Annotated in this window: 26 protein-coding genes and 2 riboswitches; of the genes, 10 read left to right on the plus strand and 16 right to left on the minus strand. The window is 52.3% G+C overall.

Annotated elements, in window-relative coordinates; genetic code table 11:
- Positions 1-36: 36 nt before the first annotated feature.
- Entirely contained in the window at positions 37-540 is a 504-nt protein-coding gene (locus ACL02P_RS10910) for a CarD family transcriptional regulator (protein WP_009226099.1), read from the minus strand.
- 150 nt (positions 541-690) lie between these two features.
- On the opposite strand from ACL02P_RS10910, the gene ACL02P_RS10915 reads away from it, so the two are divergent.
- The gene (locus tag ACL02P_RS10915) at positions 691-1,140 is read left to right on the plus strand and encodes a MarR family winged helix-turn-helix transcriptional regulator (protein ID WP_009226098.1); all 450 of its coding nucleotides are present in this window, start codon (positions 691-693) and stop codon (positions 1,138-1,140) included.
- 51 nt (positions 1,141-1,191) lie between these two features.
- On the opposite strand, the gene ACL02P_RS10920 is transcribed toward ACL02P_RS10915, so the two are convergent.
- On the minus strand, positions 1,192-2,082 hold the full coding sequence (locus ACL02P_RS10920; protein ID WP_009226097.1) for a LysR family transcriptional regulator: 891 nt from the start codon (positions 2,080-2,082) through the stop codon (positions 1,192-1,194).
- 189 nt (positions 2,083-2,271) lie between these two features.
- Here ACL02P_RS10920 and zwf point away from each other — a divergent pair, with 189 nt between their 5' ends.
- The 3 genes from zwf to gndA all read left to right on the plus strand — a co-directional run bounded on the left by zwf (position 2,272) and on the right by gndA (position 5,998).
- The gene (gene zwf, locus ACL02P_RS10925) at positions 2,272-3,804 is read left to right on the plus strand and encodes a glucose-6-phosphate dehydrogenase (RefSeq protein WP_339301785.1); all 1,533 of its coding nucleotides are present in this window, start codon (positions 2,272-2,274) and stop codon (positions 3,802-3,804) included.
- Positions 3,805-3,871: 67 nt separating this feature from the next.
- Positions 3,872-4,537 (plus strand): fructose-6-phosphate aldolase, encoded by a 666-nt coding sequence (fsa, locus tag ACL02P_RS10930; RefSeq protein ID WP_323076074.1) that lies wholly within the window; start codon positions 3,872-3,874, stop codon positions 4,535-4,537.
- Between the two features lie 48 nt (positions 4,538-4,585).
- Complete coding sequence (gndA, locus tag ACL02P_RS10935) at positions 4,586-5,998, plus strand: NADP-dependent phosphogluconate dehydrogenase (RefSeq protein WP_260069824.1); 1,413 nt, start codon at positions 4,586-4,588, stop codon at positions 5,996-5,998.
- A 40-nt stretch (positions 5,999-6,038) separates the two neighbouring features.
- On the opposite strand, the gene ACL02P_RS10940 is transcribed toward gndA, so the two are convergent.
- Complete coding sequence (locus tag ACL02P_RS10940; protein ID WP_412837239.1) at positions 6,039-7,457, minus strand: DHA2 family efflux MFS transporter permease subunit; 1,419 nt, start codon at positions 7,455-7,457, stop codon at positions 6,039-6,041.
- A 157-nt stretch (positions 7,458-7,614) separates the two neighbouring features.
- A complete protein-coding gene (locus ACL02P_RS10945; protein WP_009226092.1) occupies positions 7,615-8,097 on the minus strand; it encodes a MarR family winged helix-turn-helix transcriptional regulator in 483 nt (160 codons plus the stop codon).
- A gap of 157 nt (positions 8,098-8,254) precedes the next feature.
- Between ACL02P_RS10945 and ACL02P_RS10950 the strand changes: the two genes are divergently transcribed.
- Both ACL02P_RS10950 and ACL02P_RS10955 read left to right on the plus strand, forming a co-directional pair.
- Positions 8,255-8,929 carry a uracil-DNA glycosylase gene (locus ACL02P_RS10950; protein ID WP_323076072.1) on the plus strand — a complete coding sequence of 225 codons (675 nt, stop codon included), beginning with the start codon at positions 8,255-8,257 and terminating at the stop codon, positions 8,927-8,929.
- Positions 8,930-9,087: 158 nt separating this feature from the next.
- Positions 9,088-9,768 carry a LysM peptidoglycan-binding domain-containing protein gene (locus ACL02P_RS10955; protein ID WP_412837240.1) on the plus strand — a complete coding sequence of 227 codons (681 nt, stop codon included), beginning with the start codon at positions 9,088-9,090 and terminating at the stop codon, positions 9,766-9,768.
- 83 nt (positions 9,769-9,851) lie between these two features.
- On the opposite strand, the gene ACL02P_RS10960 is transcribed toward ACL02P_RS10955, so the two are convergent.
- The 3 genes from ACL02P_RS10960 to ACL02P_RS10970 all read right to left on the minus strand — a co-directional run bounded on the left by ACL02P_RS10960 (position 9,852) and on the right by ACL02P_RS10970 (position 12,222).
- On the minus strand, positions 9,852-10,595 hold the full coding sequence (locus tag ACL02P_RS10960) for an amino acid ABC transporter ATP-binding protein (protein WP_009226089.1): 744 nt from the start codon (positions 10,593-10,595) through the stop codon (positions 9,852-9,854).
- A gap of 18 nt (positions 10,596-10,613) precedes the next feature.
- On the minus strand, positions 10,614-11,327 hold the full coding sequence (locus ACL02P_RS10965; RefSeq protein WP_036645970.1) for an amino acid ABC transporter permease: 714 nt from the start codon (positions 11,325-11,327) through the stop codon (positions 10,614-10,616).
- 70 nt (positions 11,328-11,397) lie between these two features.
- On the minus strand, positions 11,398-12,222 hold the full coding sequence (locus ACL02P_RS10970) for a transporter substrate-binding domain-containing protein (protein WP_009226087.1): 825 nt from the start codon (positions 12,220-12,222) through the stop codon (positions 11,398-11,400).
- Between the two features lie 119 nt (positions 12,223-12,341).
- A riboswitch (Lysine riboswitch) is annotated at positions 12,342-12,524 on the minus strand.
- A gap of 239 nt (positions 12,525-12,763) precedes the next feature.
- Between ACL02P_RS10970 and speD the strand changes: the two genes are divergently transcribed.
- Positions 12,764-13,570, plus strand: a complete 807-nt coding sequence (gene speD / locus ACL02P_RS10975) for an adenosylmethionine decarboxylase (RefSeq protein WP_009226086.1) — start codon at positions 12,764-12,766, stop codon at positions 13,568-13,570.
- Between the two features lie 69 nt (positions 13,571-13,639).
- On the opposite strand, the gene ACL02P_RS10980 is transcribed toward speD, so the two are convergent.
- The 5 genes from ACL02P_RS10980 to ACL02P_RS11000 all read right to left on the minus strand — a co-directional run bounded on the left by ACL02P_RS10980 (position 13,640) and on the right by ACL02P_RS11000 (position 17,825).
- Positions 13,640-14,770, minus strand: coding sequence for a metal ABC transporter substrate-binding protein (locus tag ACL02P_RS10980; protein WP_009226085.1), 1,131 nt, complete (start codon positions 14,768-14,770; stop codon positions 13,640-13,642).
- A 24-nt stretch (positions 14,771-14,794) separates the two neighbouring features.
- Positions 14,795-15,688 (minus strand): metal ABC transporter permease, encoded by an 894-nt coding sequence (locus ACL02P_RS10985; RefSeq protein ID WP_009226084.1) that lies wholly within the window; start codon positions 15,686-15,688, stop codon positions 14,795-14,797.
- Positions 15,634-16,341 (minus strand): metal ABC transporter ATP-binding protein, encoded by a 708-nt coding sequence (locus ACL02P_RS10990; RefSeq protein WP_412837241.1) that lies wholly within the window; start codon positions 16,339-16,341, stop codon positions 15,634-15,636. The genes ACL02P_RS10985 and ACL02P_RS10990 overlap by 55 nt, the downstream gene beginning before the upstream one ends.
- Positions 16,342-16,428: 87 nt before the next feature.
- Positions 16,429-16,578, minus strand: a complete 150-nt coding sequence (gene rpmG, locus ACL02P_RS10995; protein WP_009226082.1) for a 50S ribosomal protein L33 — start codon at positions 16,576-16,578, stop codon at positions 16,429-16,431.
- Positions 16,579-16,604: 26 nt separating this feature from the next.
- Positions 16,605-17,825, minus strand: coding sequence for a GTP-binding protein (locus ACL02P_RS11000; protein ID WP_412837242.1), 1,221 nt, complete (start codon positions 17,823-17,825; stop codon positions 16,605-16,607).
- Between the two features lie 216 nt (positions 17,826-18,041).
- Between ACL02P_RS11000 and ACL02P_RS11005 the strand changes: the two genes are divergently transcribed.
- Positions 18,042-18,269 carry a hypothetical protein gene (locus ACL02P_RS11005; RefSeq protein WP_009226080.1) on the plus strand — a complete coding sequence of 76 codons (228 nt, stop codon included), beginning with the start codon at positions 18,042-18,044 and terminating at the stop codon, positions 18,267-18,269.
- A gap of 176 nt (positions 18,270-18,445) precedes the next feature.
- On the opposite strand, the gene ACL02P_RS11010 is transcribed toward ACL02P_RS11005, so the two are convergent.
- From ACL02P_RS11010 to ACL02P_RS11025, 4 genes are all read right to left on the minus strand, one after another.
- Positions 18,446-18,853 carry a NusG domain II-containing protein gene (locus ACL02P_RS11010; protein ID WP_009226078.1) on the minus strand — a complete coding sequence of 136 codons (408 nt, stop codon included), beginning with the start codon at positions 18,851-18,853 and terminating at the stop codon, positions 18,446-18,448.
- A 262-nt stretch (positions 18,854-19,115) separates the two neighbouring features.
- Positions 19,116-20,147, minus strand: coding sequence for an ABC transporter substrate-binding protein (locus ACL02P_RS11015; RefSeq protein WP_412837243.1), 1,032 nt, complete (start codon positions 20,145-20,147; stop codon positions 19,116-19,118).
- A gap of 153 nt (positions 20,148-20,300) precedes the next feature.
- Complete coding sequence (locus ACL02P_RS11020) at positions 20,301-20,654, minus strand: copper amine oxidase N-terminal domain-containing protein (RefSeq protein WP_050769795.1); 354 nt, start codon at positions 20,652-20,654, stop codon at positions 20,301-20,303.
- A gap of 1 nt (position 20,655) precedes the next feature.
- Positions 20,656-21,399: a hypothetical protein gene (locus tag ACL02P_RS11025; protein WP_255315369.1), complete on the minus strand. Its 744-nt coding sequence runs from the start codon at positions 21,397-21,399 to the stop codon at positions 20,656-20,658.
- A 59-nt stretch (positions 21,400-21,458) separates the two neighbouring features.
- Here ACL02P_RS11025 and ACL02P_RS11030 point away from each other — a divergent pair, with 59 nt between their 5' ends.
- Together ACL02P_RS11030 and ACL02P_RS11035 are read left to right on the plus strand one after the other, a co-directional pair.
- Positions 21,459-21,743, plus strand: a complete 285-nt coding sequence (locus ACL02P_RS11030) for a hypothetical protein (RefSeq protein ID WP_198136228.1) — start codon at positions 21,459-21,461, stop codon at positions 21,741-21,743.
- A gap of 238 nt (positions 21,744-21,981) precedes the next feature.
- Complete coding sequence (locus tag ACL02P_RS11035; protein WP_009226073.1) at positions 21,982-22,455, plus strand: DinB family protein; 474 nt, start codon at positions 21,982-21,984, stop codon at positions 22,453-22,455.
- A 465-nt stretch (positions 22,456-22,920) separates the two neighbouring features.
- A riboswitch (PreQ1 riboswitch) is annotated at positions 22,921-22,964 on the plus strand.
- Positions 22,965-23,137 lie beyond the last annotated feature (173 nt).

Raw genomic sequence — 23,137 nt, forward strand, 5'->3', positions numbered from 1 at the left:
CTCTCTTTCCTCGTATAACTCGTATAAAGAACCCGTTTATGACTGATTCACGGCAACCTTCTCCTGGACAGCCTGCAAAACGTCATCGTATGTGGTCTTTAACACGATGGCCATTTCGTTAAATGAAGTGTTCTGTATGCCCAATAACAGCTGGTTGTCTTGATTGCCGAGTTTCTTATGATTTTGCTCAGACCATTGTTTCCTGCGCATCAACGTATTGGCAACCTTCGCGATTCCCTCCCGGTCGCCTGTCTTGACAATCGCACTGTAATTGTGATGCCGTTCATGATTGTTATCGATCCATGGAATGCCCGGTGCCATAAAAGAGTCGATTAACGCCATCGCTTCCTCCGGCCCCATCAATTTCTGCAATTGCAAGGGCGCCCTATCGACCGGAATGCTGATTTTTAAGGTCTCATTGCTCAGCGGATGCAGTTCATAATAAGTCTTGGAAACACCGGCCAGCGATTTTACGCAAACCTCGTCGATGCGGCAAACGCCATGCACCGAATAACTGATCAAATCCCCCTTATCAAACATGGCCGTGATCCCGCCCCTCTATTTTGTCAACTAAGTTGACTATTGTTAATATACTCCTTTTCCGTTAATTTGTCAACTAAATTGACAACTTCCGGCCGTCTTTGTATAGTGTAGGAGAACTAGCAACAGGAACGGAAATGGAGGGATTCCATGCATCCCAAATTTGAATCTTTGAACCTGATCGATCTGATTAGCGAACGTCATGTCCAGCTTCGCTCCCTCTGTGAGCAGGTGTGGAACGAACGGAACGAGATATATATCTCCAACTCAGAATGGTTTATCATGGCAAGGATTTATCAGCAAAATCCAACGATTTCGCAGGTAACAAGACAGGTGGATATTTCGCGGCAGGCGACCCACAAATTCATTAAGAGCTTGGAAGCCAAAGGGTTGGTTGAGGTCATACCAGCCCAGCATAACAAGAAGGAAAAAAGCTTGAAATTAACGCCGTTGGGCGAAAGCTGTTATGAGAAGAACGCCACCATCAAGGCAGCGCTGGAGCAGATTATTGCGGATGCTCTTGGAACCGAGCAGGTCGAATTGTTAAAGAAGCTGCTAAAAGCTGATTGGGGGAACTTAAACGAGCTATTCACAACATGAAGAAAGGAAGGGATTCCTTACTAGCAATTCCCTCCCTTCTTGTTATTATAGTTATTTTCGAAATAACCGGAATTCCTCCATAAACTTCTGGGCTGCAGTCGTAAGCGGCACGTTCCGCATATTCATAATGCCCACCTGGGACGGTGGCAGCTCTACGTCCAGTTTGATTTCAAACAGCGAGCCGTCCTCCAGTTCCTTCGACACGAACTCCCGGGCCACATAAGAAATTCCCAGTCCTTTGCGCGCCAATTCGATCAGCAGGTCGACGCTGCCAACCTCAATTTCAGGCTTCAGCTCGTAGCCATATTCATAGAACAGCTCGGTGATCGCCATGCGGGCGCGGCTGTTGCGCGAGAACAAGATCAGCGGGTGCTCCAGCAGCGTTTCCAGCGAAATCACTTTGTCCTTGAGATTGGCATAGGCACAGCCGGCCACAAAGCAGTCCTGCAGCTGAATGCCCTCCCGCACTTCGATATGCGGATCGACGATCGGCATCCGGGCTACGCCCAGGTCGATCTTCCCCTCCTTCAAGAAACCCATGATCTCCGGAGTTGTCCCGTGAAGCAGCTGAATCCCGACGTCCGGATACCGTCGATGAAAATCCTCCAAATACGGAAGCAAGTAATGCTTAAACAACGAGTCACTGCCGCCGATCCGCAGAACACCGGTCTCGAGGTTTTTGAGCTCGGCCATCTTTTTCTCCGCCAGGGAGATCAAGATCTGCGATTGCTCGATATACGAGTACAAGATCGCGCCCTCCTGCGTCAGCGACACTCCTTTGGAGTTACGGTAAAACAACGAAAGGCCAAAGCTTTCCTCCAGCTGCTTGATGGCATGGCTGACGCTGGGCTGCGTCAGGAACAACGCATTGGCTGCTTGGGTTAAGCTGCCGGTTTTCGCTGCCCAATAAAACACTTTATATAGTTCATAATTGTTTGTCATAAACCTGGTCTATAGCTCCTGTCAAATATATTAATTTCACCTATGGTGATATTCGTATTATATTGGAGTCATTCCAAATAATCCATAGCTTAGAGGTTGGGAATGGGCAACATCCCGGATCCCACAAACAGAGAACCTGTATTCCATTAATGGATAAGAGAAAAGCTATGCTGAGAGGAGAGAACCTAGATGGATGCCAATACGTTTGTATTGTTTGGGGCAACTGGGGATCTAGCGAAACGCAAAATTTACCCTGCCTTGTTTAATTTGTTTTTGGATGGAAAGCTGCCGGAAGTTTTTAGCGTAATCGGCTTGGGCCGCAGAGAATGGTCCGATGAAACCTTTAAGGCAAACATCGAACGATCTCTGCACAGCTTTTCACGACGGGAAGCCAGCGATGCAGAGGCTGTGAACAAATTTCTCAGCTTCTTCCGCTATCATGTCCTGAACGTCGACCGCAAGGAAGACTATCAAAGCCTGCTGAAGCTCGTTGAAGAACGCGAACAGGCCCTAGGGGCGGAGCCCAATCGGTTATTTTATCTGTCGGTTGGTCCAGAGCTGTTCGAGACAATTGCAAACCATATTCAAGACAGCGGACTAGGCGACACGAAAGGCTGGAAACGGCTTGTCATTGAAAAACCGTTTGGCCGCGATCTCCAATCCGCCCGCGATTTCAATGCACAGCTTAGCAAAGCTTTTACCGAAGAGGAAATTTTCCGCATCGACCACTACCTCGGCAAACCGATGGTACAGAAGCTTCATCTGCTGCAGCAAACGAATCCGGTGCTCCAGGCTTCCTGGAATAACCGTTACATCGCAAACGTGCAAATTACGGCCAGCGAAACCGTTGGCGTTGAGGAAAGAGCCGGGTATTACGACCATTCCGGTGCCTTGCGCGATATGTTCCAGAATCATATGCTGCAGCTGCTGATGATGCTTGCCGCCCATCTGCCGAAAGGCGACGATTCGGAGCAAGTGCGCTCGAAGAAGAAGCATGTGATGCAATCACTGGAGCCGCTGCTGCGTCAAGACGTCCCAACCCAAGTGGTCCGCGGTCAATATACAAGCGGGACCATTCAAGGGAAACCGGTTGTCGGTTATAAAGACGAAGCCGGGATCCCGCAGGATTCCCAAAACGATACCTTCATCGCAGCCAAACTGCAAATCGATGACGATTTCTGGCGCGGAATTCCGATTTACATCCGTACCGGCAAACGCATGAAGGAGAAAGCCACACGGATCGTCATTGAGTTCCGCGAGCCGGTGAAGCAAGTCTCCACAGCCAACAACGGCGGTAAACCGAATTTGCTCGTGTTCGAAATCAGCCCGAACGAGAGCATTTACCTGCGTCTGAATACGGAAGGCGAAGCTCAGCAACAGGATCTCACGAAGGTGCTGATCGGCTCCCATAAGAGCGGCAGTGAAGTGCCTGAAGCCTATGAGAACCTGATTTATGACGCACTTCGCGGCGACTCCTCCTTCTTTGCGCATTGGGATGAGGTCGAGTTGTCCTGGAAATGGGTGCAGCCAATCCTGGATGCTTACGCTGCGAATGAGGTGCCGTTATATCCATATCCGGCAGGCAGCTTCGGCCCGCAAGCGGCCTACGAGCTGCTGGCCAAAGACGGGTTCGAGTGGTGGTTCGACCGCGATAGCGAAGCGGCAACCTCCGCAGAGAGCACCGGTAACCCATCGTCTCAAGAGTCCTTGTCCATCAAATAAGGGGGAATACGGAACTTTTTGTCCCTGATCGTTCAAATCTAAAATTTATAAATTTGGAGGGATTACGATGAAATTTTTTGTTGACACGGCCAATCTGGAAGACATTAAAAAAGCCCATAAAATCGGCGTCTTATCCGGGGTGACAACCAATCCTTCCCTCGTCGCCAAAGAAGGCGTCAAGTTCGAGGACCGCATTGAGGAAATCTTGAAGGCCGTCCCCGACGTGGAGTCCGTTTCGGCGGAAGTCACGCCGGATGCAGTCACAGCCGAAGAGATGATTGCCCAAGCGGAAGAGCTGATCAAAATCAACAACCATGATCCACGAATCACGATTAAACTGCCAATGACGCTGGCAGGTCTCGAAGCAACCAAATATTTGGCGCAAAAAGGTGTCAAGACCAACGTCACCTTGATCTTTACGGTCAACCAGGCTTTGCTGGCCGCTCGTGCAGGCGCTACTTATGTATCGCCGTTCCTCGGCCGCTTGGACGACATTTCCGAAGACGGCGTGCAGCTAGTATCGAAAGTTGCGGAGCTGTTCCGTGTGCATACCCTGGATACGCAAATCATCGCCGCTTCTGTCCGCCATCCGGATCACGTTACCCGCGTAGCTTTAGCTGGAGCGCATATCGCTACTATTCCGTTCGCGGTCATCGAACAACTGGCCAAACATCCGCTGACGGATCAAGGGCTGGAGAAGTTCGCGGCCGATTGGAAGAAATCCGTAAAATAAGAGCTTTACCTCATAGATTAGAGAGGATAGGTTTGGAGGTAGGTATATATGAAAAAACAACAAATCGGCGTGATTGGTCTCGCCGTCATGGGCAAGAACCTCGCGCTTAACATCGAAAGCAAAGGCTTCTCCGTTGCATTGTATAATCGTTCGCCTGAGAAAACCAAAGAACTGCTGGAGGAAGCGCCGGGCAAAAATTTCGTTGGCACCTACAGCATCGAGGAATTTGTGCAATCGCTGGAAACGCCGCGTAAAATTCTAATTATGGTGAAAGCCGGCAAGCCAACCGACGACACGATCAACCAACTGGTCCCTTACCTTGAGAAAGGGGACATCTTGATCGACGGCGGGAACGCCCACTTCCCGGACACCCAGCGCCGCAACAAGCTGCTGGAAGCCCAAGGCATCCGCTTTATCGGCGCCGGCGTATCCGGCGGCGAGGAAGGCGCGCTGAAAGGCCCGGCGATCATGCCTGGCGGCCAACGGGACGCCTACGAATTGGTTGAGCCAATCTTGACGGCGATTTCGGCCAAAGTGAACGGCGATCCTTGCTCCACCTACATCGGCCCGGACGGTGCCGGCCACTACGTGAAAATGGTTCACAACGGGATCGAGTACGGGGATATGCAGCTAATCGGCGAAGCGTACCATTTGTTGAAGGATGTGCTGGGGCTGAGCGTTGATGAACTGCACAAGATTTTTACGGAATGGAATAGCGGTGAGCTGGACAGCTACCTGATCGAAATCACGGCAGACATCTTTGGCAAGAAGGATCCAGCTACCGGCAAACCGATGGTGGACGTGATCCTGGACTCCGCCGGCCAGAAAGGTACTGGCAAATGGACGAGCCAAAGCGCCCTCGATCTTGGCGTACCGCTGTCGATCATCACCGAGTCGGTGTTTGCCCGCTTCATCTCCGCAATGAAGAGCGAACGCGTGGCCGCCAGCAAACGGTTGAACGGTCCGGCCACCCAGCCGTATGACGGCGATAAGGAAGCATTCATTGAAGCGGTCCGCAAGGCGCTGTACGCCAGCAAGATCGCATCGTACGCCCAAGGCTTCGCGCAAATGCGTCTCGCTTCCGAGGAATATGGCTGGGATCTGAATTATGGCGCCATCGCCATGATCTTCCGCGGCGGTTGCATCATTCGGGCTCGCTTCCTGCAAAATATTAAAGATGCGTACGATCGCGACCCGAATCTGAAAAACCTGCTGCTCGACGATTACTTCAAGAATGTCGTCGAGAACTACCAAGACGCTTGGAGACAAGTGGTTGCCACTGCTGTAACCCGCGGCATTCCGGTACCGGCCTTCTCCTCCGCTCTGGCTTACTACGACAGCTACCGTTCCGAGCGGTTGCCTGCTAACCTGCTGCAAGCCCAACGCGACTACTTCGGCGCCCATACGTTCGAACGCGTTGACCAAGAAGGCACCTTCCATTTCCAATGGCTTGATAAATAAAGAATGAACTGAAGCCGCGAGGAGAACCTCGCGGCTTGTTTTATGAGCTCATCGCCCTCTTCTTATGGGTGAGGAACAGCCCGGGGATAAAAATCAGAATGAGGACGAGGGTGGAAACCAGGAATCCGGCGTGATAGCCCTTTAAGCTATTTGCCACCGTGGGTTGCAGGCCTTGGACGACTGTTGCAACAACAGTGGCGATCACCGCTGAGCCAAAGCTGGCACCCAGGTTCTCGATGATATTGATCCCAACGCCGGCTTCCGAGAGCTGATGATCGTTTAGTCCCGTATAGGCGTCACTCGTTAACGGGAGATTAATGCCCCCGATGCTGGATCCCCGAATAAACAAGACAAGGGAAATCCATACCATGCTCGTTTGATCAGTGATAAAGATCAGCGGAACGGACCCGATCAGCGATAGAATCAGGCTGACTATCACCACGTATTTCGCGCCGATCCGATCGATCATTTTGCCGATCAACGGACGGGTAACGAGCATCCCTAGGCCTTGGGGAATTAACGCAAGCGCAGCTTCAATGGCCGTGAAATGCCGGAAATTTTGAAAGAACAACGGCAAGATGAGCATCGGTCCCATAATGGCCATATTCGCCAGAAACAGTCCAACACTGGAAGCCAGAAAACTCCGATGCACAAACAGGTTCAAAGGGAGTACGGTTTGATTGTTCGTGAAACGGTTGTACGCGAAATAGATAACGGCTAAAGCAAGGCCGATGCCCACCCATAACAAAGTCTCGGGATTGTTAAACGAGGCATGGTCCGCCGCCTTTGTAATGCCATAGATCAAAGCAGCGCTCATGAAGGACAAGCAGGCGATCCCAATGACATCTAGTTTGCTGTCTCGGTTGAACGGCTCGAAGTTGGGGATTTTTCTCATCATCAGCGGTGCGGAGATCAGAACAATCAACACACTAATGAAAAAAATCCATTGCCAGGACGCCCATTGAACGATGAAGCCTCCGATGACCGGTCCCAGGATGGGGCCAGAAATCATCGGTGTGCTGACGATCGCCATCACTCGCCCCAGATAATCCGGCCCTGCGGTTTTGACTAGAAGCGTGAACATCAGCGTGGTAATGATCCCGGCGCTAAATCCTTGCACCAAGCGAAAAAATATAAAGCTGAAGACATTCCAACTGAAGCCGACAAAGACGGAGATAATGCCAAAAGCAACAACGGCGCCGACAAAAATCTTCTTCCCGTTAAATTGGTTCATCAGCCAGCCGGAGACCGGTACCGCCATCGCAAGGGCAAGCACATAACCAGTGATGGACCATTGAATAATATCCAGCGTCGTCTGAAAATCTTTGGTGAGGATATCGATCGCGATATTCACCATCGTTGAATCAAGCATAGGAGCAATGGCTCCAAGGGCAATTGCCCAGGCAGCCATGAGGATTTCTCTAGGTAACTCTCTTCCTTTCTCTTTTACGTTCTGCATGGGATTCTCCTCTCGGATGTTATTATAGTCATTTTGTTTCTGTGTCAACAAAAACATAACGTATTATTGTTTCCTTGTCAACAATTATCGAAACAAAAAAAAGCAGTCGCTCCTAATCGAGTGGACTGCCTGGAATTTAACTATGTGTTGTGCCAAATCACTTCCTGCTGATGTCGTGCAGGGAGATCCCTTGTTTCTTCATTTCCTCATCTAAGTGTCGGCTATATCGTTCAATAAAGTGCAGCATCTGATCAAATTGCTCCTCCGTCACCTGCTCAAATACGGCTTGATCGCGCGCTTGCAGTTCCTCATGCAACTCTTCGTGGATATCAAAAATGTTCTGACCTTGCGCGGTCAGTTTAAAATAGATTTCTTTCTTGTTGTCCGGCTTCTGATAGCTTTCGATCAGACCTTTGTCCATCAGCTTCTTCGTTAATTTCGTAATGGCTCCTCGCGTCATATAGAGGGTCTCAGCAAGCCGAGTCACATTGGGCTCCGCCTGCTTCCCAATCGCCTCGATACAATGGACTTCGGAAGGCTTAACCCCTTTCAGTCGGTCTTCTATTTTCATTTTATTGAGCCAGACCAGTTTATTAAATAAATTCCTGAATTCCAGGAGTACCTGTTCCTGCTTATTCATCGCCTGTCCTCCCGCCCGTTAGTACATTACCTCTATTATATTGAATTCTAGCACGGTGTTCCAAGCAAGCGAGCGCCTTCGCACGCGTCAAGGAGGAACTAGGCTCGCTGATGTCGAAGTCTACTTAAGCATTCTAGAACTTGCGAGGTGACTCGGCTTGACGATTCTTCACAATGATTGGGCCCCCTTCCTGGAGCCCGAATTCAAGAAACCGTACTATTTGCAGCTGCGCCAGTTTCTGGCGAATGAATACCGTACCCGAACGATTTATCCCGATATGTATGATATATTTAACGCGCTCCATTATACGTCCTTCGCCGACACCAAAGTGGTGATTCTCGGCCAGGATCCATACCACGGCCCAGGACAGGCACATGGGCTCAGCTTCTCCGTCAAACCGGGGGTCAAAGCTCCGCCTTCCCTGCAGAACATGTTCAAGGAACTGCGGGACGATTTGGGCTGCCGTATCCCTAACAACGGCTATTTGGTCCCATGGGCAAAGCAAGGCGTGCTGCTGCTCAACACCGTCCTGACCGTGCGGGCCGATACCCCGAACTCCCATAAGGACATCGGGTGGGAGACATTCACTGACAAGGTGATCGAAACGCTCAACCAGAAGCGGGAGCCGGTCGTGTTCCTGCTGTGGGGCAGCCATGCCCAGAAAAAAGCGGCCCTGATCACAAACCGCGAGCATCATTTGATCAAGTCACCGCACCCCAGCCCTTTGTCGGCTCATCGGGGATTTCTGGGCAGTCGGCCGTTTTCGCGGGCCAATCAATTTTTGCGCTCGAAAGGTTTAGCTGAAATCGATTGGCAGATTCCGGATTTGTAAGGAACTCAAACGATGCTGCGCACCAAGCCTCCGTCGATCCGCAATGCAGCCCCATTGATTGCCGAAGACAGCGGCCCGTCCGCAGCGAGATTCCAGTAACCGACGCCCAAGCATCGCATACGGTATAGGAAGAAGCCTAAACGAAAGGGGAAGTTCTATTGTTTAACTCCCATTATTATCGGCAATGCCCCGCAGAGCACTACCCCTACACGGTGCAGCCTGGGGATACGCTGAACATCATCGCGTTCCGGCTGGAATCAAGCGTCACGCGCATCTTAGCCGCGAACCCGGGCCTTGACCCGAACAACCTGCAAATCGGCCAGGTGATCTGCATCCCCTCCTGCCCGCCGAATCATGTGTCCCGCATCATCGAACGCGGCGATACGCTGTATCAGATCGCGCAGGAATACGGCGTTACCGTCGCCAGCATCCTTGAAGCGAACCCGGGAGTGGATCCGAACTCGCTGCGGGTGGGACAACGGCTCTGCATCCCGCAGATTGGCGGAGCTCCCGATGTGACCGGCCTGCGAGAAACGATCACCGCGATGCAAAGCGACATCAATATGCTAAAAGCGGATAGCAGCGTCCAGCAAACGCATGAGAGCAACTATGGCAACTCCACGCAGACGCCCCGTGTTCTGAGCGTAACCCCCCGCGAGATCCGGTTTGAGATTGTGCCGGTAACGTTTGCCGGCGCGTACCGCGGTCATTTTACCGCCAGCCGCCGTTACCCTTACTACGTCGATGCCTCCATGGGCGGGAGACGCACGATCAACGTCAAGGATAACTTTGGGGTTTGGCATTCCTTCAATTACAGGGAGCAAACGCCGCGATCCTGATCGATGCCCGCACGAATGGGGACAAAAAAAGGCGGAGCCCAGATCTACATCCAGGTTCCGCCGCTATCTCCATTTGACTCGTCTTACCCTTCCCGATTTAACGTCCGCTTCAGGAACTCTCTCGTCCGCTCCTGCTTCGGTGCATTAAAGATCTGCTCTGGCGTTCCCTCTTCGGCGATGACCCCCTGGTCCATAAACACGACCCGATCGGACACCTCCCGAGCGAACTCCATCTCGTGGGTAACGACGATCATCGTTAGTCCAGAGTAGGCCAGCTCCTTCATAACCTTCAGCACCTCGCCCACCATCTCGGGATCCAGCGCCGAGGTCGGCTCGTCGAACAGCAGTACGTCCGGGTCCATCGACAAGGCGCGGGCGATGGCTACCCGCTGCTTTTGTCCGCCGGAGAGCTGTTTCGGTTTGGCATGAATGTATTGCTCCATCCCGACATCCCGCAAATATTTCATCGCGATTTCAGTCGCTTCTTCCTTGGAGCGCTTCAGCACCTTGACTTGTCCCACGACGCAGTTGCTCAGCGCGTCATGATTGTTGAACAGGTTAAACTGCTGAAACACCATCCCCAAATGCCGGCGGTACAACGAGGCCTTCTGCAGATCCTCCAAAATATTGTTGCCATTGTAGATAATCTCCCCGCCGCTCGGCTTCTCCAACAGATTGATGCAGCGGAGCAGCGTGGATTTGCCGGAACCGGAGGAGCCAATGATGCTGACGACTTCTCCTTTGCTGACCGACAGATTGATATCCTTAAGCACCTCGTGGGTACCAAAAAATTTGCTCAAATGCCGAATTTCGATTACCTTGTCCATCCTCACTCCTGCTTTCTGCTAGCGCTGCAGCGTATAGCTTTCGGGGCCGTCCAGCCTTTTTTCGATACGCTGTAAAATTTTCGTTACGGTTAACGTCATGATCAAATACAACACGCTGGCCACAAAGAACGATTCAAAGTACCGGAAGTTGTTCCCGGCAATCGACTTGGTCATAAAGTACAGTTCCGACACGGAAATGACGTTCAGCACCGAGGTATCCTTGATGTTAATAATAAATTGATTGCCCGTCGCCGGCAAAATATGGCGAATGACCTGCGGCAGCACCACGTTGCGCATCGTCTGCCAATGGGTCATCCCAATCGCATGGGCGGCTTCAAATTGCCCTTTGTCCACCGAATAGATGCCCCCGCGCACGATCTCGGCCATATAAGCTCCCGTATTAATGGAAACGATGAAGATCGCCGCAAACGTCCGGTCCATATCGTAATTGAACAGCAGGGACGATCCGTAAAAAATCGCCATCGCCTGAACGATCATCGGCGTTCCCCGGAAGCATTCAATGTAAATGGTCAGCAGGCCGTTAACGATCTTCAGCAGCCAGTGTTTGAGCCCGCGTTCCGGCACCGGAATGGTTCGGATCACGCCGGCCAACAGACCAATCGCCGCACCGATCATCGTGCCGATGAGCGAGATATATAACGTTACCCCGGCTCCACGCAAAAACATGGGCCAGTTATCGGTAATAATTTGGATGATCCACTCGTAAGTCATTTGATTTCCTCCCGCACCGCATAAAACCGACTGCAATCCCATTGCAGCCGGCTTATGTCCCGTGCTTTATTTAGTTCGCTGCAGGTTGGTTCTTAATCGCATCGTTCATAATCGCGGACCGTTCATCTTCGGAAATGCCCGCGAGAATTTCGTTGATTTTCGCCGTCAAGTCGCTGCCCTTCTCGAGCCCAACCGCGATGGCGGTGTCATCATCCGAGGTGGTGAAGCCGTCCTGGAATTCCACGTAAGCGAAATTCTCATTCGCGGTTGCGGCGCTGACGCCTTCCGGAAGCTCGGATACATAACCGTCAATCGTTCCGGATTCCAAGGCCACGCGCATTGCCGGGAAGTTATCCATCGCCGGTTGCTTGTTCACCCCGTTGATTTGGTCGATCACGGAATAGTGGAACGTATTCAGTTGGGCCGTAATTTTCGCGCCGCTGAAATCTTGGATCGAGGTAGCTCCTTCATAAGGGCCTCCCTTTTTCACCACCATAATCAGGTTTGATTTATAGTAGTTATCCGAGAAATCAATCGTCTTCTTACGCTCTTCGGTCGGGGACATCCCGGCAATAATGGCATCGATCTTACCGGAGGTCAACGCCGGAACCAGACCGTCCCATTCCGTCTTGACGATCACCAGCTTCTTGCCGAGGCCGTCGGCAATCTTCTTGGCGATTTCCACATCGTAGCCGCCCGCGTATTCGGAGCTGCCGTCAATCGGAACCGCGCCGTTGGAATCATCGTTTTGCGTCCAGTTAAACGGAGCGTACCCCGCTTCGAGCCCTACTTTAAACGTATTATCGTCTTTGCCGCCGGAGGAAGAGCCGCACCCTGCAAGGATCAGCACCGCCGACAATAACATGAGGATGGATAACGACCAGGTTTTTCTCATTTTTCTTCACTCTCCATACAAAATAATGAATCGATAAAAACAGAAACAAAAAAACGACTTCGGATACACACCGAGGCCGTTTGATGGGTTCATTTCCGTCCTGACACCCACTTTCCCCTCGACGAGATAGCGCAACTTGATAGATCGGGTCATCTACCAAGACAGTCCTGCAGCTATTAACTGCAGGCCCAGCAGCATACAGTGAGCCTGTATACCGCTTCGGCGACATTTCCTTCTCCCCGGGCTCATCGCCTGCTCAAGCTCCACCGAAGACTGTTAAATATCGCGCCTCTACCCCACCATTGCTAGAAAGTGAGGTCTAATTCAATTTGATTGTAGGATACAATATGAATGCTATTTCTGTCAAACTAACATAAGGTGGGAATCATAGGGAAGGAAGACATCTCCAGCAGATTCGATTCAGGACCCGAAAGACTAGACATCGATTCACCAGATGGGGATACAGCAGCAGCGGAACGTTTTATTTCCAGAAGAAAAGGGAATAACCAATAGGGTATACCTATGCTAAGGGGGATCTCTCATGAAGTTGACGCCGGAGCAGCGCATTCAGCTGCATGAGTTCAACAACCTGACCAAAACGTTAAGCTTTAATATGTACGATGTCTGTTACACCCGGACCAAACAGGAACGCGAAGCCTATATCGCCTATATCGACGACCAGTACAATTCCGACCGCCTGACGAAAATTCTCAGCACCGTCTCCGAAATTATTGGCGCTCATATTTTGAATATCGCGAACCAGGATTACGTTCCGCAGGGGGCCAGTGTAACAATGCTGATTTCTGAAGGCCCCGTGGTGGAGGTGCCCACCGAGTCGTTTGACGAATCGCCCGGACCGCTGCCAGAATCTGTGGTGATACAGCTCGACAAAAGCCACATCACCGTCCACACGTATCCTGAATACGATCCGAAAGAGAGCATCAGCACGTTCCGCGCCGACATCGACGTTTCGACCTGCGGGGAGATCTCGCCGCTGAAGGCGCTAAACTACCTGATCCATTCCTTCGAGGCGGACATCATGACCATCGATTACCGCGTGCGCGGTTTTACCCGCGACATTAACGGCCACAAGCTGTTCATCGACCACGATATCAGCTCGATCCAGAACTATATTCCCGATGAAGTGATCGAGAAGTATCAGATGATTGATGTTAATGTGTACCCGGAGCATATTTTTCACACGAAATGCAAGTTGAAGCAATTTGATTTAAACAACTATCTGTTTGGGTACACGAAGGACGATCTGTCTCCCGCAGAGCAAAAGCAGATTACCGAGATGCTGGTCACCGAAATGGATGAAATCTTCTATGGTAAAAACATTCGATAAAAAAGCAGCCCTTGCCTAATGTGGCTTTGGGCTGCTTTGCTTATGGAGCACATATCGTATCCAGTGAAGTTACTCGTTTAACGCAGCTTTCAAAGCTTCAAGATTTTGACGCATCAGCGACAGATAGTCCCGGCCAGCTGCTTCGTCTTCGGCCGTCAGTCCTTCGATCGGGTTCAGGACCGCTGTCTTCGCTCCAATTTCCCGGGCAATCGTCTCGGCTACTTTGGAAGAAACCAACGTCTCGAAGAAAATCGTCTTCACCTGATGCTCCTTGGCGAACTTCACGATCTCCGTCATCTGCGCCGCTGACGGCTCCTGGTCAGGGGATAACCCGGCGATCGGCACTTGAGTCAGCCCGTACTCCTGAGCCAAATAACCAAATGCCGCATGTTGTGTGATAAAATCCTTGCGTTTCGCATTAGCGAACGCGTTGGCGAAATCTTGATCCAATTGCTCTAGCTGGGCAACGTATGCGTCGGCGTTTTGCTTATAGTTCGCGGCGTTCTCCGGGTCAGCCTTCGCCAAGGCGGCTTCAATGTTGCGAACCTCTTGGACTGCCAGCGCCGGTGACAACCAAACATGCGGGTCCAGCCCGCCGTGATCGTGGCCATGATCATGATTGGAGTCGTGAGCGGCTTCTCCAGCTTCGGCTTCATGATCTGCGTCGTGATCCGCAGCGTGATCTGCGTCATGCTCATCCCCGTCGGCATGCTCTTCTTCGGCTGCATGCTCCTCGTCATGCCCATGCTCCTCTTCTTCTCCGCCTTCCATCAGCGTAATCCCTTCACTGGCCTCAATGATCTCCGGCTTGCCGCCGGATGCAGAGGCCTCCACCTGCTCCAGCCAGCTTTCCATTCCGGCACCGTTTACGATAAGCAGATCGGATTCCGTCAGCTTCCGAATATCCTGAGGACTAGGCTCCCAATCGTGGGGTTCCACACCGCCGGGAACGAGCAGCTCCACCGTCGCCAGATCGCCAGCCACCTGCTTCGTAAATTCGTAGATCGGGTAAAAGCTCGTTTGAATCCGCAACGGCTGTTTCGCATTCACCGCTTCGTTATTGCCTGCTGTCTTCTCTGCGGCATTCGCCGAATTGGCAGCATTCCCTGCGGGCTGTCCACCCCCGCCGCAACCGGCGATCACCAGCATCAAGCTCAGGGCCGCCGCAGTGGCGAACCTTTTCACATATTGTAAATTCATTCTCATCTCTCCCTTGATTCCACACTAAATTCTTCCGCCTTCTTCCGACGTTAAGGTTATAGACTCCCCTTGGCTTCTCGCCGCCTGCCTCACGCTGCGCCCGTTCCTCCGAGCTAGGGATCCCCGTACCTTCTGCCCCGCGATGCCGGCTAATAAAAACAGCAGCAAAATCAACGCAATCGTCCCGCCGGGCGGCATATCCAAGTAATACGAAGCGGTCAGCCCGCTGAAAATCCCCGTTAGGCCGGAGGCAACTGCGATGACAATCGCTGCCGCAAACCCGCGGGCCAACCGCAGCGCCAGCGAGGCTGGCAACACGATCAGCGAGGACACCAACAGCACGCCAACAATTGGGATCGCCGCCGCCACCGCCATGCCGGTAAACACCGCGAAGGAGAACGACAGCCACTTCACCGGGATCCCGCTGATTCGAGCGGTTTCTTCGTCAAAAGTCAGGCTGTACAGCGGTCTTCGCAGCACGATGAAATACGCGGCGCCTAGCAAAGCGACGCCAGCCATCAACACCAGTTGTGTGTCGCTCACCGCGACGATCGAGCCAAACAGGTACGCGCTGAAGCTTTGGCTCAGGTTGCTTCGTAAGCTCATCAGCACGACGGCGAGTGCCAGCCCCGAAGTCATGACGATCGCAACCGGCATCTCGCTATACGCTCGGTAGCTCCGACGCAACTGCTCGATGAGCAGCCCGCCGAGGATGGCAGCGACAAAGCCGGCCAAGGCCGGGTTCCAGCCCAGCACAGCCCCGAGGGCTACACCAGCCAGCGAAACGTGGGACAACGTATCGGCCATCAGCGCCTGGCGCCGCAACATCAGGAAGACGCCGATGACCGGGGCGATGCTGCCGATCAAAGCGCCGGCCCAAAACGCACGCTGCATGAACGCGTAGTCAAGCATTGCCATTCCTCGCTTTCCTGTTGCCCCAGGGATATGATGCGGTCCAGATACGCCTCCGCTTCCTCCGGGCCGTGGGTCACCATGATCACCGTCAATCCGTGTTGGTCCGTCATGTGCCGCAGCAGCTGATAAAATCCTTGGCGGCTTTGCCGGTCCATGCCCGTCGTGGGTTCATCCAGAACCAGCACCCGAGGCTGCCCGGCCAAGGCTCGAGCAATGCAAATCCGCTGCTTCTGTCCGCCTGACAGCTCGCCGATTTTCCGGTATCGTTGCTCCCACATCCCCACTTGCTTCAAGCTGCGTTTGACGATCTGCTGCTCCTCTGCACCAAACCGGCGAAACAAACCGAGCCGGGGATAACACCCCGACTTCACCAGCTCCAGCACCCGGCTAGGGAACCCGCTGTTAAACGCGGCGACTTGCTGCGGGACGTAACCTACGTTCAGCCGGCCCTCCACCAACGCTTCCTCGTTGATCTTCACGCTCCCGCTCCACGGCTTCAGCAGACCGAGCAACAGCTTGAGCAGCGTCGTCTTGGCCGCACCGTTAGGTCCGGTAATGCCAACGAACTCGCCGGCATGGATTTCGAGGGACACCCCGTCAATGACCGGTTTGTCGACATACCCAAACACGACGTTTTCCATCGAGGATAAAATCATGTTACCCCTTCTTCTCTAAAGCGTAATTTTTACGATTAACAAAGACGACAAATCGCCCTCCAACGGTACCAACTCTCCCAAGCTCAATTAGCGCGTCTCCCGATGAATCGTGTATTTACGCAGCCGAGGCGAGTATTTCCGCAGTTCCAGACGTTCGGGATGGGTCTTTTTATTTTTGGTTGTCGTATAGTTTCGATCCCCGCACTCCGTACAAGCTAATGTGATGACCACTCGCATGTCTATTCCTCCTCAAGAATTAGTCTTTAGTTGGCGCCCGCCAGCTCTTCCGCCGAAATCCACGGCAGCGGATTGGGGAAGTTCGCCCAATTCATCTGCATCTCTTCGTCGCTTAACAAGCAAGCATTAAGCTCCCGTTCAATCCCGGCGCGATCCATTCCAATGCCGATAAACACCAGTTCATTGATCCGGTCGACCGTCACATCGTCCCATTTACGCCGCAGCTCCGGCTCTTCGTTAAACAGCTCCTCCCGCTCACGATCAGACAGTGAGGCTAGCCAATAACCAGCCGCACCAAATTGAATCGACGGCCCGGCCTGACTCAAATTCGCCGCCATATCGGACTCCGTTGCGATCCAAACGAGCCCTTTCGCCCGCACCACTTCCTCTGGCCACTGGCTCATAAACTGCGCCAATCGCTCTGGATGAAACGGCCGTCTCCGCCGGTACACAAACGAACCGATACCGTATTCCTCCGTTTCCGGCGTATGGTTTTCCAACTCCAGTTCCCGGATCCATCCGGCCGATTGGCTGGCTTTCTCGAAATCGAACAAGCCTGTGTTCAAAATTTCCTGCGGATCCACGCAGCCCATCGTGGAGCGGATAAACTTGGCGGTTGGCTGCAGTTTACGCAGGACACCCTCCAGTTCCTTCAACTCCTCCTCGTCTACCAGGTCGCATTTATTCAAAATTAAAATGTCGCAGGTCTCGATTTGATCGATCAACAAATCAACCACATCGCGATTGTCGCCTTCTCCTGCTTGCTGCCCGCGTTCCAGAAGTGTCTCTCCGGAGGAGAAATCATGCCAGAACCGGTAGGCGTCCACTACGGTAACCAGGCAGTCCAGCTTGGCGATCCCCGTCAAATCAATCCCTGTCTCGGCATCCGCATAAGTAAACGTTTGGGCGATCGGTACCGGTTCACTGATCCCTGTTGACTCGATTAATATGTAATCGAACCGCCCCTCCGCTGCCAGCTTCTGCACCTCTCTGAGCAAATCCTCGCGCAGCGTACAGCAAATGCAGCCGTTCGACAACTCCACCAGCTTCTCCTCCGTGCGTGACAAACTCCCGCCGGCGCTGATCAGCTCCGCATCGACGTTAATCTCGCTCATATCATTGACGATCACCGCCACCTTCAGCCCCTGGCGATTGCTCAAGACGTGGTTCAGCAGCGTTGTTTTGCCCGAACCCAAATATCCACACAGCACCGTAACGGGAATCGGGCGCGCAATATGTTCATTCATTTCGTTTCATCCCCTTTCGTATGCAAGACCAGATGCCCGCTCTGGTTTATTCGTAATTATTACGATTAACAATCAATACTATATCTTCTTTCCCTGGGCTTTGTCAACTATCGATACGAATCTGCGAACGAATCTATCAACTTCGTTCTGAAACGCCTTGGAAAATAATAGTATAATACTGCACTAGATCCTGATTTTGTCTAAAAGGAGTACGCCATGAATAAACAAGCCATCACCCGAATGCTGCCGATTCTTGTGCCGGCCGCTTTCGCGCTCGCCTGCCTGACGGTCCTATACCCGTCGCTGATTCGACAGGTCCCGCTTGACGAGCTGCAAACGTTCAAAACCAGCTTTCTCAGCATCTTGCTGGAAGCGCTGCCTTTCGTGCTGATCGGAGCGCGTTTGGGCTCGTGGTCACCTCCGACCAGCCGCTTGTTGAGCTGACTAAAGACAGCTGGCTTGAGGTGGAAGGAACCATTGAGCCGCAAACGCGGGAGGGCAAGGCGATCCTTACCGTTAACGCGGAGCGCATCCGAGAAATTCCAAGATCACAAACGACCCTACGTCTATCCTAGCGAGGATTCGGTGAAAGCATGGGAGGATCTGTCGGGGATGGAAAACTAGCGGATATAGGCGTCTACGCCGTTATCATCCGGGCCTGGAGCGCCGCTGCGGACGATCTCCACATACACACGGTTGGGCACACAGATGATCGTCTCGCCGGGCCGGGAGATGAAGCCCATCTGCATGGAGATTTTTTTCGGGCAGTCGGCGTACATCATTTGGATCCCCCCGTCAAAGACCTTTAGCGTATTGTTCCCGTATTTCGAGTGGATTTCGATGGTCTCCTCCCCGACGTCCAAGGGGACGCTGCGGTAGGATTCGCCGTCCACCTGGATTTCGGCGCGAAGCGTTGCCGGGTCTACCGTCTCCCGGCTTTCCAGCACCTGGCGCAGGAAGAGCCACGTCGAACCCAACAAGACCAGAACAACGATCAGCAGGACGTCGCCCCGTTTCATTTTTAGCATATCGATCCATCCTATTCTTGGGTATTAAACGTAATCATTACGAATAAACATATCTTAGAAACTAGCGTCTTCTTTGTCAATGATCCACTTATCTCATGTTGATTGGCGATCTCCTTCCCGAGCGCATGATCGCGGAGGAATGGGCGTTGGCCATCCACCGGCAGATCTTGTAAGCTGGCTTGCCGGCTGGCGCTAGACATGAAAAAGCCGTTCTGGCGCATCGGCAAACGACGCGAGGAACGGCCCTCTTGGGTTGGTTGTTTTATTTTTGATTTTGGCTGACGACGAGGTCCACGAGAATATCCAGCTGCTTCTCCAGATTCAGTCCGTCCACCATCCAGAACTCTTTGTAGTTCAGCAAGTACACGTGGTTATTTTTCACGGCAGGGATGTTTTTCCACACCGGTCCATTCATGACTTCCTCTGCGCGTTCCTTCCCGCCGTCCGGTTCATACACCGTCACGAACATATGGTCCGCAGCATATTCCGGAACGACCTCCAAAGAAATATCCGCGCCTGTGGTCGGGAATACCTCTTTCTCGATCTTCTCCTGCGGCTTCAAGCCAAACATTTCGTACAGGTTATAGCCGGCATCCCGAGTTTTTGGCCATACCCAGAAGTTCTTCGCCCAGATCGAATACGTGCCCACGGTTTCGTCGGGTCCGATCACCTCGCTGAGCTTGGCTTTGGCCTCCTCGGCTTTTTGCTTATACCGGGTAATAAATTCCTCCGCCTGTTGCTCACGGCCCAGCATTTCACCCACCGTCTTCACTTCCTCCAGCGGGTCAATTCCCTCCCAGCCTGTGGTGGCCAGGGTGACAACCGGACCAATTTTCTTTAATTGCTCAACGATATCGGCCGGTGTATAGGTCGGGACAATAATCAGGTCCGGCTGAAGCTCCAGCACTTTCTCTACTGAGATATCACCGACGCTTTCCACGCCTTCCAGTTCCTTATTCAGCAGAACCGAGTTTTCCAGAGCAAGCGAGCCCGCCCCAACCGGCTTCACGCCGAGAGCCAGCAGATCACCCAGATGCGTAATGGATACAATCCGCTGCGGATTGGTTGGAATCTCAACCTCTTGCCCGGTATAGTCCTTGTAAACCTTCGTTGCCGCTTGTCCTTCGGCGGAATCGTTGGTTCCGTTGCCGGATTGCGCGCTTCCCGCTGCATTATGGTTCGACGCCGCCGCATCGTTTGCCGTATTGCCGCCGTTTTGGCCGCAAGCCGCAAGCACAACTGTCAGCAACAGAACCGTTGCCACCACAAGAAATCGATGTTTGAACACCTTCATTTGTATTGCTCCCCCATTTTCTACTGATAATGATTATCATTATACACAGGCTAGGACAATTAATCAATCGTCAGCCCAAAATAAAGGACCTTCCCTTTGCCATCATCAGGATAGCTTGGGAAGGTCCCTCCATTATCGTTTTGATTGCACCGCTTATTCTCTAACGATAGTGATCCAACCGTCAGCGTCGAAGTCTACGGATGCGCTAAGCGCCTCTGCCAGGAATCGGAGCGGCACGTAAGTCAACCCGTCCTTATGGACAAAGGCTGGCTGGCTCAGCGTTACCACCTTGCCATCCACCGCCGCTTTCTTCGAGCCGACCTTGAGAACGATCTCCTTGCCGGTCAGGTCATCGATCACGACAATCTGGCCAGACCCCGGCGTCCACTTCACTTCGGCGTCTAACTGCTCAGCCAAGTAACGCAACTGTACAAAGGAGATGCCGTTCTTCGTGATCAATCCATAGTAGTCGCTTTGGGTATCGAGCACAAGCTGTCTATGGGTCAAATTAAGGTCTTCTTTGAGCAATTTGTACAGCGGAGCGGAACCCTGGAAATTGCGCAAAATTTGCCCTGGGGTCAACTCCGTTTCCGTCACGTCGATAACACCGACACTCGTATCCACTTGATCCGCGGTTACTGTCCCGCCGATGTTCCACATTTCGCTGTCGCTGCGCGTAATAATCCCCAATCAGGTCTCTGAGCCCTTGCTCATCCTTCACCGCGCTGGCGAGGAACGGCTTAATCAGCCCAAACAGCTCGTCGCCGCGCACTTCCGCATGCAGGTTCGTCAAGCTCAACGTCTCCCCGTTTACCTGCGAGGAAGTTTGCTTCACGGTCAATACCGAAGGGTTCGGGAAATGCTTCAGCACGAATTCCGCCAGTTTGACGGTCAGCTCCTGCGCCCCGGCTTCCAATTCGCTCGTGTCAGGCAGCGTCACGCCCTCAATGGACTGAGGTATGTACAACGGCTGCTTCGCGCCTTCAACCTGCAGCGCAATCCCCTTGTCGTCCATGAAGAAGAGGAATGGAATCTTCTCTCCCTTCAAGCCGACGGAGCCTTTCATCGAAATATGTTTGGTATCCTGCACCTTTGCACTATCGATATTCAGAGAGAAAGAATTCATAAGATCAATTGCTTTTTGGTCCTCCGCAGTCAGCTTGGCCGATTCAGCCGGAACAACTTCGACGGTAACCGTCTGTTTCGACTCACTGCTCGTCGTCTTTGCGCTGTTGGCCAGCGCTTTGGCCACGTCAAACCCGCCGACCGCCTGGCATCCCGTGAGCGCTACCAGCAGGTAAGGAAAGATATTTGCTGGAAGGAAATCAGTTATGGCATGAAGATGAGAACGGAAGGTATGTCGACCGAGCACAGGAAATGGGCATTCAGCAATCGGGATGGGCCTGGGGAGCTCGCTTCTTCGATGCGGATAACAGCGGAAATATGAGCTTGATGGTGACGAACGGTTTTATATCGGCAGATGAGGAGGAGGAGTACTGGTTCGACATGGGGACGCTTGCGACTACGCCAGGTTATATCGTCGAGGATGTTCAACCGCGGTGTCAACGATCTTGTGTTCGCGAATCAGGGTGCTAAAACGAAGGTATACAAGAGTGAGGTCAGCAATGGGCATCATTGGATCAAGCTGGATCTGATCGGTACCTTTCCGAGCAATCGTGACGCAGTTCAGGAGTCCGTTGATTGAATAAAAGAAGCGGAAGGTTCGATAGGCTTAGCGGGGCGCATTTATGGCGCTCCTATTTTTTCGAAATAAAAGGATTTTATATTTTTTCACATAATTATATTAAGATATCAGAATCTGGGAGGTATTTCGATGGAAAGAAGACATGAGGTATTGTTTGAGCAGCTGCATACATACCGCAGAGAGCTGCTGAAGGTGGTTGAAGACGTGTCGGAAGACGAGGCTGACATTGTACCGGATGGTTTCAACAACAATATCAGATGGAATCTGGGGCATGTGGTTCTGGATCAGTATTTATGGATACGCGTGCTTACGAAAGAGGATATGCCGGTCCCGATGAGCTTTAATCAATGGTTCGGTTACGGAACGAACCCATCGCATTTTACGGACGAAACCCCGTCATTGTCAGAATTGATATCACTGCTTCAGGAGCAGCCTCGCTTCATAGAGCAGCAGTACCGGGATCGGCTGGAGGAGGAGTATCCGCCAACGGATATGGGGATGCATACCCTTGAGCAGGTACTTGTGAGAACGATCTTCCATGAAGGACTTCATATGGGCGCCATTCAGGCCATCAAAAGACAGGCTGCAAACCGCTATCGGTGAGTTTCGCTCGTTTGTGAACCAAATTAGCTCAATTTCATTAAAAATAGTACACCCGACCCTCCCTTCCGTGTCAACTCATTTAAAAATGTTACCGAAGGATAGTGGTTCACTCACGTAATTTTGTTACCCAGTGGAGGCAGACGTTACGGGTTGGCAACCCAGCACCTTCACGGCATTATCAAGGATTACAGATTTTTCATTTCGCGATTTCGCTCTCTTGTATTGATCAGCCAAGGTACGGATCACTTCACGTCGTGTTTTCATGCTCAATTTCAACACACATCCCTTCGGTAACATTTCGATGTGAGTGAACCGATGCCTCCTTAGTAACATTTTAACTGAGTGATCGCGCCTTCACTTCCCCTCTGCGCAAAATATGTTATAATGGGGTTTGTGCCTGGAGGCCCGCTCCCCAGTGCATAACGAAATTGAAGAAGAAATCCGTGCTTATTCCTACGGGAATGCACGGGAGAGGTTCGAGAACTCCCTCTATAAAAAACTATAAATGCCCTGCCTTGATTCGGCGGGTTCTTCGCGCTCGCATGCCCGTTTGCTGAACGGCAACGGAGTCGCAGCGCCAAGGACACCCTGCCGGTCGAAATGGGCTTGTTTTTTTGTGACCAGTTCAAGAACTCTCTTTCTTCTATCACAATGGGCCGGGAACGAAGGATTCCTGCTTCAC

This window comes from Paenibacillus sp. MB22_1 (genome assembly GCF_047200555.1).
GTDB lineage: Bacteria > Bacillota > Bacilli > Paenibacillales > Paenibacillaceae > Fontibacillus > Fontibacillus phoenicis.